The organism is Citromicrobium bathyomarinum (genome assembly GCA_001306305.2).
Taxonomy (GTDB): Bacteria; Pseudomonadota; Alphaproteobacteria; order Sphingomonadales; family Sphingomonadaceae; genus Alteriqipengyuania; species Alteriqipengyuania bathyomarina.
The window spans coordinates 92,871-108,410 of the sequence record CP155577.1 but is presented as its reverse complement, the minus strand read 5'-3'; the positions used below and the strand labels follow the sequence as shown (position 1 = coordinate 108,410).

At 66.3% G+C, this 15,540-nt stretch carries 17 protein-coding genes; 7 read left to right on the top strand and 10 right to left on the bottom strand.

Annotated elements, in window-relative coordinates:
- Positions 1 to 5 precede the first annotated feature (5 nt).
- The 5 genes from VO57_000555 to VO57_000535 all read right to left on the bottom strand — a co-directional run bounded on the left by VO57_000555 (position 6) and on the right by VO57_000535 (position 4,264).
- A complete protein-coding gene (locus VO57_000555) occupies positions 6 to 743 on the bottom strand; it encodes a response regulator (protein XBL69863.1) in 738 nt (245 codons plus the stop codon).
- A 10-nt stretch (positions 744 to 753) separates the two neighbouring features.
- Positions 754 to 1,344, bottom strand: coding sequence for a hypothetical protein (locus VO57_000550; protein XBL69862.1), 591 nt, complete (start codon positions 1,342 to 1,344; stop codon positions 754 to 756).
- Positions 1,345 to 1,557: 213 nt separating this feature from the next.
- Complete coding sequence (locus tag VO57_000545; GenBank protein XBL69861.1) at positions 1,558 to 1,956, bottom strand: cupin; 399 nt, start codon at positions 1,954 to 1,956, stop codon at positions 1,558 to 1,560.
- Positions 1,949 to 2,347, bottom strand: coding sequence for a VOC family protein (locus VO57_000540; protein XBL69860.1), 399 nt, complete (start codon positions 2,345 to 2,347; stop codon positions 1,949 to 1,951). Before VO57_000540 ends, VO57_000545 begins: the two co-directional genes overlap by 8 nt.
- 72 nt (positions 2,348 to 2,419) lie before the next feature.
- Complete coding sequence (locus VO57_000535; GenBank protein ID XBL69859.1) at positions 2,420 to 4,264, bottom strand: aminopeptidase P family protein; 1,845 nt, start codon at positions 4,262 to 4,264, stop codon at positions 2,420 to 2,422.
- Positions 4,265 to 4,376: 112 nt separating this feature from the next.
- Here VO57_000535 and VO57_000530 point away from each other — a divergent pair, with 112 nt between their 5' ends.
- The 4 genes from VO57_000530 (at position 4,377) to VO57_000515 (ending at position 9,093) form a co-directional block, all read left to right on the top strand.
- Complete coding sequence (locus VO57_000530) at positions 4,377 to 6,542, top strand: S9 family peptidase (GenBank protein ID XBL69858.1); 2,166 nt, start codon at positions 4,377 to 4,379, stop codon at positions 6,540 to 6,542.
- A gap of 1 nt (position 6,543) precedes the next feature.
- Positions 6,544 to 7,941 carry a M1 family aminopeptidase gene (locus tag VO57_000525; GenBank protein ID XBL69857.1) on the top strand — a complete coding sequence of 466 codons (1,398 nt, stop codon included), beginning with the start codon at positions 6,544 to 6,546 and terminating at the stop codon, positions 7,939 to 7,941.
- A gap of 74 nt (positions 7,942 to 8,015) precedes the next feature.
- Complete coding sequence (locus VO57_000520; GenBank protein XBL69856.1) at positions 8,016 to 8,660, top strand: HAD family phosphatase; 645 nt, start codon at positions 8,016 to 8,018, stop codon at positions 8,658 to 8,660.
- A 10-nt stretch (positions 8,661 to 8,670) separates the two neighbouring features.
- Positions 8,671 to 9,093, top strand: a complete 423-nt coding sequence (locus VO57_000515; protein XBL69855.1) for an acyl-CoA thioesterase — start codon at positions 8,671 to 8,673, stop codon at positions 9,091 to 9,093.
- 8 nt (positions 9,094 to 9,101) lie between these two features.
- Here VO57_000515 and VO57_000510 read toward each other — a convergent pair whose 3' ends face one another.
- Positions 9,102 to 9,326 carry a helix-turn-helix transcriptional regulator gene (locus VO57_000510; GenBank protein ID XBL69854.1) on the bottom strand — a complete coding sequence of 75 codons (225 nt, stop codon included), beginning with the start codon at positions 9,324 to 9,326 and terminating at the stop codon, positions 9,102 to 9,104.
- Complete coding sequence (locus tag VO57_000505) at positions 9,326 to 9,958, bottom strand: hypothetical protein (GenBank protein XBL69853.1); 633 nt, start codon at positions 9,956 to 9,958, stop codon at positions 9,326 to 9,328. The genes VO57_000510 and VO57_000505 overlap by 1 nt, the downstream gene beginning before the upstream one ends.
- An 83-nt stretch (positions 9,959 to 10,041) precedes the next feature.
- Here VO57_000505 and VO57_000500 point away from each other — a divergent pair, with 83 nt between their 5' ends.
- Together VO57_000500 and VO57_000495 are read left to right on the top strand one after the other, a co-directional pair.
- Positions 10,042 to 10,653 carry an outer membrane beta-barrel protein gene (locus VO57_000500; GenBank protein XBL69852.1) on the top strand — a complete coding sequence of 204 codons (612 nt, stop codon included), beginning with the start codon at positions 10,042 to 10,044 and terminating at the stop codon, positions 10,651 to 10,653.
- 10 nt (positions 10,654 to 10,663) lie between these two features.
- Positions 10,664 to 11,050 carry a hypothetical protein gene (locus tag VO57_000495; protein ID XBL69851.1) on the top strand — a complete coding sequence of 129 codons (387 nt, stop codon included), beginning with the start codon at positions 10,664 to 10,666 and terminating at the stop codon, positions 11,048 to 11,050.
- Between the two features lie 79 nt (positions 11,051 to 11,129).
- Here the strand turns inward: VO57_000495 and VO57_000490 are convergent, their stop codons facing one another.
- Positions 11,130 to 12,113, bottom strand: a complete 984-nt coding sequence (locus VO57_000490; protein ID XBL69850.1) for an oxidoreductase — start codon at positions 12,111 to 12,113, stop codon at positions 11,130 to 11,132.
- A 30-nt stretch (positions 12,114 to 12,143) separates the two neighbouring features.
- Positions 12,144 to 13,259, bottom strand: coding sequence for an alanine dehydrogenase (gene ald / locus VO57_000485; protein ID XBL69849.1), 1,116 nt, complete (start codon positions 13,257 to 13,259; stop codon positions 12,144 to 12,146).
- Positions 13,260 to 13,454: 195 nt separating this feature from the next.
- On the opposite strand from ald, the gene VO57_000480 reads away from it, so the two are divergent.
- A complete protein-coding gene (locus VO57_000480; protein XBL69848.1) occupies positions 13,455 to 14,564 on the top strand; it encodes a substrate-binding domain-containing protein in 1,110 nt (369 codons plus the stop codon).
- Positions 14,565 to 14,648: 84 nt separating this feature from the next.
- On the opposite strand, the gene VO57_000475 is transcribed toward VO57_000480, so the two are convergent.
- A complete protein-coding gene (locus tag VO57_000475) occupies positions 14,649 to 15,461 on the bottom strand; it encodes a hypothetical protein (protein ID XBL69847.1) in 813 nt (270 codons plus the stop codon).
- Positions 15,462 to 15,540 lie beyond the last annotated feature (79 nt).

Sequence of the window (15,540 nt, the reverse complement as noted above, 5' to 3'; positions counted from 1 at the left end):
TTGTTTCAGCCCGGCACCCGGGTGACATCGGCGGCGAAGCGATAGCCGCCGCCGCGCACGGTCTGGATGAAATGCGGGTTCTTGCTGTCGTCCTCGATCTTGCGGCGCAGGCGGCTGACCTGGTTGTCGACCGCGCGATCGAACAGATGCGCCTCGCGCCCTTGGACCATGTCGAGCAGGCGATCACGGTCGAGCACCGCGCGCGGGTAGTCGAGGAAGGCGCGCAGCATGCGGAATTCCGCGGTTGAGATCGGGATCACCGCGCCCTCCGGATCGGTCAGTCGCTGCTTGAGAGGATCGAGCCGCCAGCCTTCGAACAGGTAATGCGCGTCCTCGCCCTCATCGTCGGTCGCTGCCCGGCCCGCGCGGCGCAGGACCGAGCGGATGCGGGCAACCAGCTCGCGCGGCTCGAACGGCTTGGTCACGTAATCGTCCGCGCCGATTTCCAGCCCGACGATCCGGTCGGTCGCCTCGCCCATCGCGGTTAGTAGGATGGTGGGCAGGTTCTGCGTTTCGATCAGGTGACGGGTCAGCGAAAGGCCGTCCTCGCCCGGCATCATGATATCGACCAGCGCGAGGTCGGCCTTCTTTTCGCGCAGGAGGCTGCGCGCGCTCGCCGCGCTGTCCGCCTCCAGCACCACGAACCCCTGACCGACGAGGTAGTCGACCAGGGGTTCGCGCAAGGTGCGCTCGTCATCGACGAGCAGGATGGTGACGGCCGTGTCGGCTGCGTGCGCGGCCATCGTCATCGGGTTACTGGCCTGCACGCTCGGCGCGGCGCGCTTCGCGGCGCTCGGCCATCTGGGCGCGCATCGCCTCACGCGCGGCCTTGTGTTCGGCCTGGGTCACGGTGCCGTCGCTATTCGCATCGGCGCGGTCGAACCGGGCCAGTGCATGGGCCTGGAACTCCTGCAGCGTCAGGCGACCATCGCCATTGGTGTCGGCCTTGGCCATCATGCCGCGGCCGCGATTCCAGCCGCGCATCCCGCGATGGTGCTTGCCGCGTGCCCGACGTTCGCCCGCTTCGGCACTCTGGCCGCGTTCGGCCATCCGCTGGGCGCGCCGTTCCTGCCGGGCTTCGCGCGCGGCTTCGCGTTCGGCCTTGCTGATCGCGCCGTTGCCGTCGGTGTCGAGCCGGGCGATCCGCTGTTCGCGGCGCAGTTCGCGGTCGGCGAGATCGAGTACGCCGTCGCTGTTCAGGTCCATGCGCTGGAAGCGCTCGGCGGCTTTCTGGGAGACTTCGGCGCGGGTCATCGGGCCGGGAGTGCGGTCGCCGGGTTGGGCCAGCGCGGCGGTGCCTGCGAGCAGCGAAATGCCTGCGAGGGCGAGAATGGGGGTTTTCATAGGGGTGCTCCTGTTGGTGGAAGAGCTGCGAGACGGGCAAGGGGGGGGAGAGATCGGACACCCGCCTCGCAGCTCATGACACCTCTTCTACCCGCGCATTGTCGCGCCGGTTTGCCACGAACCGGCCGCTTTGTAACGGATTGTCGCAGGATCGGTGCCCCGTTCACCCAGGTGCAATGGAGCGGGGCAGGGGCGCGGCCCTCGCAGGGCTGCTCAGCGCGGGCGGTGTTGCGTGCCTTCGCCAGCGGTGATGAACAGTGCGGTCGCTTCTGCCTCGACATCGGCGGTGTGCCACACGCCCGGATCGTTGATCGCGTATTCCCCAGCCGTCAGCGTGACCTGTTCGATCCGCCCGTCGGGAAATTCCTGCGTCAGCGTGATCATGCCCGCCGTGCAGACCACCACTTCGTGCCCGCGCGGGTGCATTTCCCAGCTGTCCCAGCTCTCGGCAAAGGAATGCAGCGAGACCAGCCGACCCTCGGAGCCGTCTGCGGCGGTGCGCTGCGCATAATCCGCATACCAGTCCATCCCGGTTAAGGGCGGCTGCGCCAGTGCAGTCGCCCCCAGGCCGAGATGGACCGGATTTTCGGAGAGCTTTCGCACCTTAGCCATCCGCAGGGGCCATGCAGAAGGCATTGAGCTTGTTGCCGTCGCGGTCGCGGAAGTAGGACGCGTAGAACACCAGCCCGTTCTCGTCCGCCTCGCCGCGCGGGCCGGGTGCGCCCTCGTCGGTGCCGCCATTGGCCAGCGCGATCTCGTGCAGGCGGTGGACCTGTTGCTTATCCTTCGCCTCGAACGCGACCATCGTGCCGTTGCCGACGGTCGCCTCGTTCCCGTCGAATGGCTTGGTCAGCGCGACACCTGCCGCGCCGCCGGGCTCGCCCCAGGCGATGTACATGTCGAAGTCCATCATCCGGCCAACGCCCATCTCCTTGGCGATGGCATCGTAGAAGGGCGCGTTGCCCTGCAGGTCGTTGGTGCCCAGCGTTACGTAACCGATCATCGAACTGTCTCCCGAATCGCGAATGTCGCGAAAGGAACATTACGAGAACACTGACCGCCCCGCAAGCGGCATTCAGAGCGGCTGGGTGTGCCGCTCCAGCCAGTCCGCCGCCCGCTCGTCGCCGGTCTCGGCGACGCGCTGCCTGAGGATTTCGCGGCAGCAGGCATGGTAGTGATCGACCCAGTCGCGTTCCTCGGGCGTCAGCAGGTCGACATCGATCAGCGTGCGGTCGATCGGCACCCAGGTCAGGTTCTCGAACCCGAACCACGTGCCCTCGTCCGCGTTCTCGATCGCGCGCTCCTCGATCAGGACGAGGTTCTCGATCCGGATGCCGTATTCGCCCGCCTTGTAGTAGCCCGGCTCGTTCGAGCAGATCATGCCCGCGGCGAGCGGTTCCATCGTGCCGCCCTGCGATCCGGTGGTCTTGGCGATGCGCTGCGGGCCCTCGTGCACGCCCAGCGCGCTGCCTACGCCGTGGCCGGTGCCGTGCGCGTAGTCGCAGCCCGCTTCCCACAGGTGCATGCGCGCCAGCGTATCGAGCTGGCCGCCGGTGGTGCCTTCGGGGAAGGCCGCGCGGGCGATGGAGATGTGGCCCTTGAGAACGCGGGTGAAGCGGTCCTTCATTTCCGCGCTCGGCTCGGCCTTGCCGTCGGCACTGCCGACCCACACGGTGCGGGTGATGTCGGTCGTGCCCGCGCGCTCGTCGCCGATATACTGGCCGCCCGAATCGCACAGGAAGATGCTGCCCGGCGGGATCGCGATGTTGCTGTCCTCGTCCACCTTGTAGTGCGGCAGCGCGGCGTGGCCTGCGGCCGCCGAGATGGTGTCGAACGAGGTATCCTTCAGCCCGCCGTCCACGCTGCGGAATTCGAGCAGCTTGGCTGCAGCCGTCAGTTCGTCGATTGTGCCCGAGGGCGCTTCGGCTTCGATCCATGCGAGGAAGCGGGAGACCGCCGCACCGTCGCGCGCCTGCGCGTCGCGGTGGCCGTCGATCTCGGCCTCGTTCTTGATCGCGCGCGGCAGAATGGTGGGATCGCGCGTCTCGACCACCTTTGCGCCGCCTTCTTCGAGCGCCTGCGCAATCGCCGCCACGCCATATTCGGGATCGAGCGCGATTCGCTTGCCTTCGAACGCGCCCAGCGCGCTTTTGAACTCGCTGCGCGGACGGATGGTGACCGCATTGCCGAGGTGCTGCTTGAGCTCGGGCCCGACCTTGTTCTCGTCGATGAAGAGCTGCGCCGTGCCGTCCTGCTGGACGAGCGCGAAGGCCATGGTCACCGGCGTGTGCGCGATGTCGCCGCCGCGGATGTTGAACGCCCAGCCGACCGAATCGAGCGCGCTCAGCACCACGCCGTCGAGCTTTTCCTCGCCCAGCCAGTCGGCGATCGCGGCGCGCTTTTCCTGCGCGTTGCGGCCGGCATGCGTGTCGGTATGGACGCGCGCCTCGGCATCGCTTTGCGCGGGCTGGTCCTGCCACACGGCGTCGATCGGGTTGCCGTCGACCGGGACGAGCTTCGCGCCGACCTTTTCGAGCGCAGCCTTGGTCGAGCGGACCCAGCCGGGCGTCGCGAGCCATGCGTCATAGCCGACCTGCGCGCCCTCACTCACATTCGTGGCGAGCCAGTTCGCCGGATTGTCCTTGGGCACGCCGCGATATTCGAACAGGCGTTCCTCCACCTGGTCGCGCACCTGCACGGTGTAGCGCCCGTCGACGAAGATCGCGGCCTTGTCGAGCAGCACCGCCGCGCTGCCTGCCGAGCCGCCGAAACCGGTCAGCCAGCGCAGCCGCTGCGCATCCTCGCCGACATATTCGCTCATGTGCGCATCGGCGATGGGGACGACAAACCCGTCCAGACCCCGCCGCTTGAGTTCCTCGCGCAGGGCGGAAAGGCGGGCTTCGTGGGTCTGCATCAGCATTTTGTCGATCCTGTGGTTCTTGTGTCTGGCTCTGCCCCCGATCTGGGGTCATACCCCAGCAACGCAAGGCTTTCAAAGCCGTGAGCCATCGCGCACAGGGGGACCGACACCAATGAGCAAGCTTTTTACCGCCGCAATCGCCTTGACCGCGCTCTCCCTGCCGGTCGGCGCAGTGGCGCAATCCAACGGAGCCGATACCAGCGTGAGCGATAATTCGAGCGAACAGGCGCCAACCTCTCCCCCCGTGGCGGAGCGGCGCGATTACAGCTTCACCACTCACGGGATCACGCTCTCCGATCCCTATCACTGGCTGAAGGACCCGTCCTATCCGACCGTCGATGACGAGGACGTGCTTGCCTACGTCAAGGCGGAGAATGCGTGGTTCGAAGCGCAGATGGCGCCGCACAAGGAACTGGTCGACACGCTGTTCGAAGAGATGAAGGGCCGTATCAAGGAAGACGATTCCACGGTCCCGCAGAAAGATGGCGACTGGCTCTACTGGTCCGAATTCGAAGAGGGCAAGGAATACCGCCTGCACTATCGCAAGCCGGTCGCGGGCGGCGAGCCGCAGCTGCTGCTGGACGAGAACCAGCTGGCAGAGGGCAAGGACTATTTCCGCCTCGGCGCCTTCTCGGCCAGCAAGGACGGACGCTTCCTCGCCTACTCGTCGGACGACAATGGGTCGGAGCGGTACACCGCGCGGATCAAGGATCTCGAAACGGGCGAACTGTTGCCCGACGAACTGACCAACCTGCGCGGCGGCCTCACCTGGGTCGCGAACGACAGCGCGCTGGTCTACGGCCCGTCGACCGAAGAATGGCGCACGCTCGAAGCCAAGCTGCACGTGATCGGCACGCCGGTCGCCAGCGATGTCACGCTCTACAAGGAAGCGGATGAAAGCTTTGGCGTTGGGACCGGGCTGACCGCGCAGGAAGACTGGCTGGTCATCGCCACGGGCGACAACGAGACCAGCGAAATCCGCCTTGTCAGCGCCGACAACCCGACCGGCGAACAGATCCTGGTCAAACCGCGGCAGAAGGGCGTGGAGTACGACGTCGACGTGCGCGACGGCACGCTGTTCGTCCACACCAACGATAACCACATCAACTTCCGCCTCGCGACCGCGACGCTCGCGGCTCCGGGCGAGTGGACCACGCTGATCGAAGGCTCGGACGATTTCTACCTGACCGATTTCGAGCTGTTCAAGGACTTCTACGTCACCGAGGGGCGGCTTGCCGGGCTCGATCAGATCCAGCTGCGCGCCTATGACGATGCGGATGACATGACTCCGATCGCCTTCCCGGAGGCGAGCTTCGTCGCGGGTCTCTCGAACAACCCCGAATACGATGTGCAGAAGCTGCGCCTGTCGTACCAGAGCATGGTCACGCCGGGATCGGTCTACGATTACGACGTGAAGACCGGCGCGCTCGAACTCCTGAAACAGCAGGAAATCCCCAGCGGCTACGACGCAACGCTCTACAAGACCGAGCGGCTGACGATCACCGCGCGCGACGGCACGCAGGTTCCGGTCAGCGTGGTGACGCGCAAGGACAGGCCGATGGGCGGCCCGCTCCACCTCTATGCCTATGGCGCCTATGGCTATGCGGTGCCGCCGGGCTTCTCGACCAGCCGCCTCAGCCTCGTCGATCGCGGCATGGCCTACGCCATCGCGCATATTCGCGGCGGCGACGATCTGGGCCGTCGCTGGTATCTGCAGGGCAAGCTGAACGAGCGGACCAACACATTCGAGGACTTCGTCGACGTGGCCAAGGGCCTGATCGACGCGGGCTACACCGAAAAGGGCAAAATCAGCGCCAGCGGCGGCAGCGCCGGGGGCGAGCTGATGGGCGTGGTGGTCAACACCGATCCCGACCTGTGGGGTGCGGTGGTCGCCGATGTGCCCTTCGTCGACGTGCTCAACACGATGCTCGACAAGGACCTGCCGCTGACCCCGGGCGAATGGCCCGAATGGGGCAACCCGATCGAGAGCAAGCAGGCCTTTGCCTACATGCTCAGCTACAGCCCCTACGATCAGGTCGTGGCGCAGGATTACCCGCCGCTGCTGGTCACCGCGGGCCTCAACGATCCGCGCGTCACCTACTGGGAGCCCGCCAAGTGGGTTGCCAAGCTGCGCGCGACCAAGACCGATACCAACACGCTGCTGCTCAAGACCAACATGGGCGCGGGCCACGGCGGCAAGTCCGGGCGCTTCGCCTCGCTCTACGAAACCGCGGAGGAATTCGCCTTCATCCTGACCCAGCTGGACGTGGTGGACTGACATGAAGCGCCTGGTGGTGATGGTCGCCGCGCTTCTCGCGCTCCTCGTCCCGGCCATCGCCACCGCGCAGGATGTGCCGGACGAAACGCCCGTGCGGGTCGAGGTGCTGCACGATGCGGACGGCTGGAGTGCGACGTTTCACTTCCCCGCCGATGCGCAGGGCTGGGCCTTCCCCCGCTCCAACCGGGCACGCCGACAGGACACAGGCTGGCGCGAATTGAGCTGGACGGTCGAGTCGGACGGCGTTTCGCTGCAACGAATCGACGAGACCGACGTGCTGCTGGCCGATGATGGCACCGTCCCGCGCGTGGTGACCGTGCGGTTCGAACCTTTCGCCCAGGACCTGCTGGCGGATTACGACCCGGCGCTGCTGTTTACCGATGGCACGCTGGCGCTGTTCACCGGGCACTTCGCCGTGCTGCCCTGGCTGGGCAACACGCAGGAGATTGCGGAAGAGGGACCGGATACGGAGATGGTCTTCCGCGATGCGGCAGGCCCGCTCATGTACAAGGGACAATCCTACGACAGCGCCACGACCCGCGACGATGCGACCTATGTCGTCTTCGGCGATCCCCGGCTTGTCACGACCGACCATCTCGCCGCGCTGATCGATCCGGCAACGCCCGCGTGGCTGCGCCGCGAGATGGTCGATTTCCTTCCGCAGACCTTCGCCATCTATGCCGACCGGCTGGGCGAGCGGGCGGGCAGCGGCAAGCCGATGGTGCTGTCCAGCTGGGCTGGGCCGACGCCGGAGCTGTACAGCCAGGGCGGCAGTGTGCTTCCGGGCCTGCTGACCGTGCGACTGGAGGGCGAGGGGCTGGTAAATGAGAGCACGCAGGCCCTGCAGGGGATGCGCTGGTTCATCGCCCACGAAGGCGCACATTTCTGGCTCGGCCAGACGGTCGAATACGAAACCGATGCCGATGCGTGGATCATGGAGGGCGGAGCCAACCTGCTCGCCTTCCGGCTGATCGAGCAGATCGATCCCGAATATAACGCTGGCACCGAACTGGCGAACAGCTGGCAGACTTGCCTCGCGATGTCGGTCGACAAGCCGCTGGCGGAAGCGAGCGCGCGGCGCGACTACGACGCCAATTACGCCTGCGGAACGGTGCTCGGCATGATCGCCGAAGGCGCGGCGCAGACAAACGGCGGGCGCGACTTCTTCGATTTTCTGGCCGCACTGGTCGCGGCCAACCGCGAGGATGCGGGCGGCGACGGTGTCGTCTCGGTCGACGACTGGCTCGGCCAGCTGGTCGCGGAGAGTGGCGATGCGGAGCTGGCGGCGCAGCTGAAGGCCTTCGTCTATCAGGGCACCGACGATCCGCAGGGCGATCTGTGCGCCATGCTCGCCCGGGTGGACCGCGCAGCCCCCGGATGCGCGGCGGTAGCCGACTGAGCGGTGGATCGGCGCGCGCTGCGCTTCTATGGGACCGGCTGAGACCAGAACCCTCCAGCCTGAGCGAGCCCCTCATGACCCAGCGCACCACCCCCATCCGCAACGTCGTTTTCGATGTCGGCAACGTGATCGTCCGGTGGGAGCCGCAGACGATCGTGGAACTCGCCTTCGGCCACGACCTGCCCGCCGGGATCACCAGCCAGGAGCTGTTCGGCGGCGACATCTTCCGCGCGCTCAACCGCGGCGCAATGAGCCTGACCGAGACGCAGCGCATGTTCGGCGAACGCCACGGGTTCGACCGCAAGACCTGCGACCGGCTGGTCTCCGCGCTGTTCGAAAGCCTCGTCCTGATCGAGGAAACCCCGCCGCTGATGCGCCGCCTCAAGGCGAGCGGCTACGGGATCTACGCGATCACCGACAATGTGCACGAAATCGTCGCCTATCTGCGCGGGCGCTACGATTTCTGGCCGCTGTTCGATGGCGCGTGCGTCTCCGCCGATCACTCCACGCTCAAACCCGATCCGCGCATGTATACCTGGCTGACTGAAACCTACGGCCTGGTGCCGGAAGAATGCGTGTTCTTCGACGACCTGCAAAAGAACGTGGACGGCGCGAAGGCGGTGGGGATGGAAAGCTTCGTCTTCACCACCACCGCGCAGGCGGAGGCGGACCTGCGCAGCATCGGCGTCGATCCGGACGCCAAGCTGGAGGCAGCGTGAGGAGGCTGGCGTGAGTGACGAGACTTCCGAAAATAGCTGGGCTTTCGAGCGCGACTACACCGCAAGCCCTGAGCATATCGACGAGCTCGGCCATGTGAACAATGCCGAGTGGGTCCGCTGGATTCAGGACATCGCGGTGTCGCACTGGCACGCGGTTGCGCCCGACGAACACCGCGAGCGCTACATCTGGGTCGTGACCCGGCACGAGATCGACTATCGCGGTAATATCCGCGAAGGCGAGGTCGCGCACGGCGGCACCCGTGTTTCGGGCACGCCGCGTGGGGCGCAGTTCGACCGCGAGGTGCGGTTCGTGGACGATGCGGGCAAGGTGCTCGTCTCCGCGCTCACCCGCTGGGCGATGCTCGATGCGAAGACGCTGCGCCCACAGCGCGTCACCGCAGAGATCGCCGCGCCGTTTGTGGCGGGTTCTTAGCGCCCCCGTCAGCCGGGCAGGTCGTCGTCGGAAATCTCGTAGTCGAGCAGGTCGCCCGGTTTGCAATCGAGATAGCGGCAGATCGCCGCCAACGTGCCGAACCGCACGCCCTTGACCTTGCCCGATTTGAGCAGCGAGAGGTTGCTTTCGGTAATGCCGATCGCGGCCGCCAGCTCGTTCGAGCGGACCTTTCGCTTGGCCAGCATCACGTCGAGGTTGACCACCACCGGCATCAGACGATCTCGGCCAGATCGCGCTGGGCGCTGTGGCCTGCGTCCAGTGCCCACACCAGCGCCATCGTGGCGAACGCCAGCAAGCAATGCAGCAGCAGCGGGCCGCCCTCGACCTCGATCGCGTAGCCCGGGCCGTAGGGAGTTCCGGGGAGCAGCAGCACGCTTTGCAGCAGCCCGATGATGGGTGGTGCGAGCGCAGCCGCCAGGGCCGCCCAGGCGACCAGTCGCAGCCACTTGATCGCCGCGGGAATTCCCCTGGAAGTGCCGAAGCTGCGCAGTGCCATCGCAACACCGAACATCAGCGCCGCGAAGGGGAGGCTCGACAGGATCGACAAGAGCGCCAGCCCGCCGTGGATGGGCACGCGATCGAGGTGATCCGCAAAGCTTTCTTGCGCAGACGGTGACGCGGCGACCTGTGCCCGCACCTCATCGTCCAGCGCGGCCAACGCTCCATTTTCGAACGCGCAGTCCCGATCGCTTCCGCACTGCCAATTCGTCAGCGGATCGCCGGTGATGGCGAGAAGGGCGATGGGCGCGGCCAGCGCGATTACGGCGATGAGACCGAAAAACAGTGCCGCCCAGCGACAGGCGCGTGCTCGGCTCGGAGGTAGATTATATTCGTCAGGCATCAATATCTTTTCGTTTTACAGAAAGAAATCTCCGTGTCAGAAAAACACTACGGAGCGAATCGTCGATCCGCAACGAAGGAATTTCGATGCGCCTTTCTTCCCCCTTCCGCCGTGCCTGCGCCGCCGTGTCCGCGGCCGCAGCTTCGCTGATCCTTGCGCCTGCCGCGCATGCGCAGGACGTGCCGTTCGACGGCGCCTACGCCGGGCCGCTGGTCGGCGTGCTGGAGCATCATTTCTACATCGAGCAGACCGACGCGCAGACGGGCGCAACCGACGGTGCCTATACCCGGGACTGGGATATCGGCGGCGGTGCGATGGCGGGGTACGACATCGCCGTGGGCGATCGGGTGCGGATCGGTGCCGAAGTCTCGCTGCTGAAAGGTGGCGGATCGCCGGAAACCTTCGTGGGCGGGGCGCGCTACCAGCAGAACGAGCGGTTCGGCTATCGCGCGACCGGGCGGATCGGCGTGGTCGCGGCCGACCGGGCGCTGTTCTTCGTCAAGGGAGGCTTCGGCGGCGATCGCTATGCGATCGACAACGCGGCCGGTGTGGAGGACGCGCGCGAGTGGCGAACCAGCTTCGTCGTAGGGGCGGGCGCGCAGGTGAGGCTCGACGAGCGGATCGACCTGCGCTTCGAATACGAGCATCTTGATAGCTCCGCCCACGCGTTCTTCGTCGGGTTGCCTATCCGGTTCTGAGGAGACGGAAATGCTCTTGTATCTGGCACCCGTTCTGCTTCTCTCGCTGCAGGCCCCGGCACCCGAGGCGAGAGCCGCAGAGACAGCGACCACCGGGGAGGACGCGACGATCGTCGTCACCGCACAGCGGCTGCGCAAGTTCCGCGCGCGGGTCAAAACCCGCCGCAAGACCGGCGAGCTCTATTGCGATCTGCGCCGATCGAGCGGTGATGCCGCGTTCGATCGCGGTTTTTGCGCCCAGCTCGTCCGCTGCCACGGCGTTGTCGATCGCACACACGCTCTGCAGGAGATGGAGGAGCGGGGCGCTTCACGCAAAGAGCTGGAACGCGCCGCGACGCAGGAACTCGAGCGGTGCATCACGCCGTTCTTCGAGAAATACGGCATCGACCAACGGTAGGGCGGGGGTGCGAAGGTCAGGCCCGTCACCGCCTGAGCCGCGGAGGTCACCCCGCGACGCGCAACGCGCCAACCGATGCTCACACCGCCGCGACCATCTCCTCGCTCATCGCCCAAAGGCGCTGCGCGCTGTCCTCGTCGACCGCGTAGGGCTGGACATTGTTGTAGCGGCTCGGGTTCTCGCTATCCGCCAGCTGCGCGATGTCGCAGTCCTCGCAATATTCACCGCCGCGGTCCTTCAGCGCCGGCGAGGTTGCGGCCCATAGAGTGGTCGAGGCACCTTGCGTCACGCTCTTGAACATCTTCGCGGCGTCCTCGGACAGTTCGCCATCCTCGTTCATCCAGCCGAGCGCGACCATCTCCTCGTTGGGCAGGTGGCGCTGCAGCGGGGTCATGATCCCGCCGGGGTGGACCGAGAACGCGCGTCCGCCATGCTCGCCCAGCCGCTTGTTCATGCCCACGGCAAACAGCGCGTCGGCGGTCTTGGCCTGCCCGTAGGCCTTCCACTTGTCGTACTCGCCGCTTTCCCAGTGCGGATCGTCCCAGCGAATATCGCCCATCTTGTGCGCGGTGGAGGACAGCGCGACCACGCGCACGTCGCTGTCCGGCTTGCTGGCCGTCTCCACCAGCAGCGGCATCAGCGCCTGCGCCAGCGCGAAATGGCCGAGGTGGTTGACGCCGAACTGCTGTTCCCAGCCGGGGCCGACGCGGGTCAGCGGGCAGGCCATGATCCCGGCATTGTTGATCAGCAGATCCAGCCGCTCGTGCTGCGCCATGAACTCGGCAGCGAAGGCGCGCACCGTGGCGAGGTCGGCGAGGTCCATCGCCATGATCGTGACGTCGCCCACCACATCGGAGAGGTTGCCCACCGCCTTGGCATGGTCGCGCGCGGGCACGATCACTGTCGCGCCCGCCCCGGCGAGCCCGCGCACGGTCTCTATCCCGATGCCCGAATAGCCGCCGGTAACGATCGCGACCTTGCCGGAGAGATCGATGCCGTCCAGCACCTCCTGCGGTTCACTCGTCCGGCCGAAGCCCGAATTCACCGGTTGCTGGATTCCCATCGTCTCTCTCCCGCTCAGGTCATTGTCGTATCAGGCAAGCGCCTTTTCGACCGGAACATATTCGTATCCCAGGTCTTCGGCCACCGCCTTGTAGGTGACCTTGCCGTCCCACACGTTGAGCCCTTCGGCGAGGTGCGGATTGGCGCGCATCGCGGCCTTCCAGCCGTGGTCGGCAATCTGCAGCGCGTGGGGCAGGGTCACGTTGTTGAGCGCATAGGTGCTGGTACGCGCGACCGCGCCGGGCATGTTGGCGACGCAGTAATGCACGATGTCGTCGACCACATAGGTCGGGTTGTCATGGGTGGTCGCCTGGCTGGTTTCGAAGCAGCCGCCCTGGTCGATCGCGACATCGACCAGCACCGCACCCTTCTGCATGTCGCGCAGCATGTCGCGGGTGACCAGCTTGGGCGCAGCCGCGCCGGGGATCAGCACCGCGCCGATCACCAGATCCGCCTGACACACGGCGTCATGCAGATTGGCGGCGTTGGAGAAGCGCGTCTTGGCGCGGGTTTCGAAATGGGTGCCGACCCGCTCCAGCACTTCGGGATCGCGGTCGAGAATGGTCACGTCCGCGCCGACGCCCGCAGCCATCTGCGCCGCGTTGAAGCCGACCACGCCGCCGCCGATCACCACGACCTTGCCCGGCATCACGCCCGGCACGCCGCCCAGCAGCACGCCGCGTCCGCCATGCGCCTTTTCGAGAGCGGTGGCACCGGCCTGCACGCTCATCCGCCCGGCCACCTGGCTCATCGGCTTCAAGAGCGGGAGCGAGCGGTTGGGCCCGGTGACCGTTTCGTAAGCGATCGCGGTGACGCCCGAATCGACCAGATCGACCGTCTGCTCGCGATCGGGGGCGAGGTGCAGGTAGGTATATAGGATCTGGCCTTCGCGCAGCTTCTTGCGCTCGACCGCCTGGGGTTCCTTCACCTTCACCACCATCTCGCACTCGGCGAAGATCGGGTCGGGCCCGTCGACGATGCGCGCACCGGCGGCCGTGTACTCCGCGTCGGTCGCGTCGATGCCTAGGCCGGCACCGCTTTCGATCCAAACCTCGTGGCCGTGGCGGGCCAGCTCGCCGGCGCTTTCGGGGGTCAGCCCGACCCGGTATTCGTGGTTCTTGATTTCCTTCGGGCATCCGATGCGCATGGGTGAGAAAAGCCTTTTTTCCGTTACGTCGCGCTCGTTAGGTTGGCGCGCGGTCCACGGCAAGGCAAAGCGGGCACGAGTGCGACGGCGCGAGCAGGAGCGATCACCACCGGTCCGGTCATATGAGTGTCACACTTGCACTCTAGCCGTCCCGGCTTTGCAGGCCTTACCAATTTGAGAGAAAGGCGTTTCCCAATGAAAATCACGCATGTTCTGGCGATGGCGGCGGCTGCCGGCCTGATGCTGACCGGGTGCGACAGCAGCGGCGGCACCCGCGAATCGATCCGCGCGGTCGGCTCGTCCACCGTCTATCCCTTCGCCAAGCTGGTGTCTGAGAGCTTCTCGCGCTCCAATCCCGGCATGCGTTCGCCGCTGATCGAATCGACCGGTAGCGGCGGCGGCATCGCGCTGTTCTGCAAGGGCGTGGGCGCGGATACGCCCGACATGGCCAACGCCTCGCGCCGGATGAAGGTGAGCGAGTTCGAAACCTGCCAGTCGAACGGCGTGAACGACATTACCGAAATCCAGGTCGGGCTGGACGGGATTGCCTTTGCCAGCGCGCAGGGCGGGATCATGATGAACCTGACGCCGGAAATCGTGTACAAGGCGCTCGCCGCCAACCCTTACGGCAAGGAACAGACCAACGAGACCTGGGCCGATGTCGACCCCTCGCTGCCCGCCACCCCGATCCTGGTCTATGGCCCGCCGTCGACCAGCGGCACGCGCGACGCGCTGAAGGAACTGGTCCTGACCGCGGGTTGCGAAACCGACCCGGCGATGGAAGCCCTGAAGGACAGTGACGAGGACGCGTTCGAGCGGACCTGCACCGAAGTCCGCTCCGACGGCAAATATGTCGATCAGGGCGAGCAGGACAATCTGATTGTCCAGAAGATTCAGGGCAACAAGAACGCCGTGGGCATCTTCGGCTATTCCTATCTCGAAGAGAACGAGGGCAAGGTGCAGGGCCTGCCGATGAACGGGGTCGAGCCGACCTACGACAACATCGCCAGCTTCAAGTACCCCGGCGCGCGCCCGCTCTACATCTACGTCAAGCTGGCCCACCTGCAGGCGATTCCGGGCCTTCAGGCCTATCTCGACCAGTGGATGGACATGTGGGATCGTGACGGGCCGCTGGCCAAGATCGGCCTCGTCGCCCTGCCCGCCGGCACGATGGAAGAAATGGCCAGCCGCATCAAACAGCACCCCAAGCTGACCGCCGCCGATCTCGAGAACGACAGCGTGCTCGAGGCGGAGCGGGCCGAGGCGCAGACCGCCAACGGCGCGCCGGGTGAAGCGGCCGAGTAAGGCCCACCGCCACCCACTGCCAACAGAAAGGCCGCCCGCTCTTCTCGAGCGTGGCGGCCTTTTCGTGTGCCTCGCCGCGACGGGTCAGCTCTCCAGCCGCTCCTGCTGCGTGACCGTTTCGGGCCGCTGCGGCAGCAGCGTCACCAGCAGCACGATCGCCGCGGCGAGCACGGCCGATGCCGCCAACCTGCTCAGTTCGAGCCCGCCATTCGCCACCGGCTTGTCGAGGAAATCGCCGACCACAGCGCCCAGCGGGCGGGTCAGGATGAAGGCCGACCAGAACAGCAGCGGCTTGGAGATGCGCGTGGTGTAGTGCGCCAGCGCGACCAGCGCGAGCGCGCCGCCGAAGATGCCCGCCGCGCCCAGATAACCGAGCGATCCGTCCGCGACCCAGTCGCCCAGCGCGGTGCCCAGCGTCTGCGAGAAGGTGATCGTGATCCAGTAGAACAGTTCAGCCTCGCGGGTATGGACCGAGGCCGCCGAAATCCCGCCGAGCGTGCGATGCCAAGCGATCAGCGACAGGACGACCAGCGAGAACAGCAGGATCGATCCGCCAGGATAGCCGATCCCCAGCGATCGCGTCGCGAAGTCGGCCAGCGTGGTGCCTGCCGTGGTCGAGGCGATGATCGTCGCCCAGTAGAGCCAGGGATGGAACCGCCTGGCGCGGATCTGGAAGAAGGCGAGGATCGCCAGCGCCGCCCCGAAGATTGCGGTGCCCACGACATAGCCGTTCAGACCGCCTTGCCCGGCGCTGGCCGAGGTTTCGCCCAGCCAGCTCATGCTGACGGTGTCGCCCGCGGTCTCTCCCAGAGTGGTCGCGAGGATCTTGATGATCCAGAACCCCAGGGTGACCGCGGGCACCTTCGCCGCGGTTTCGATCATTGCGTCTCGCGTCATCTCGCCATCTCCATCTGCCCGGCCCGCTTTCGCGCCGCGGCGACAGGTTGGACGGCGGCGCGCCCAAATCTATAAGCAC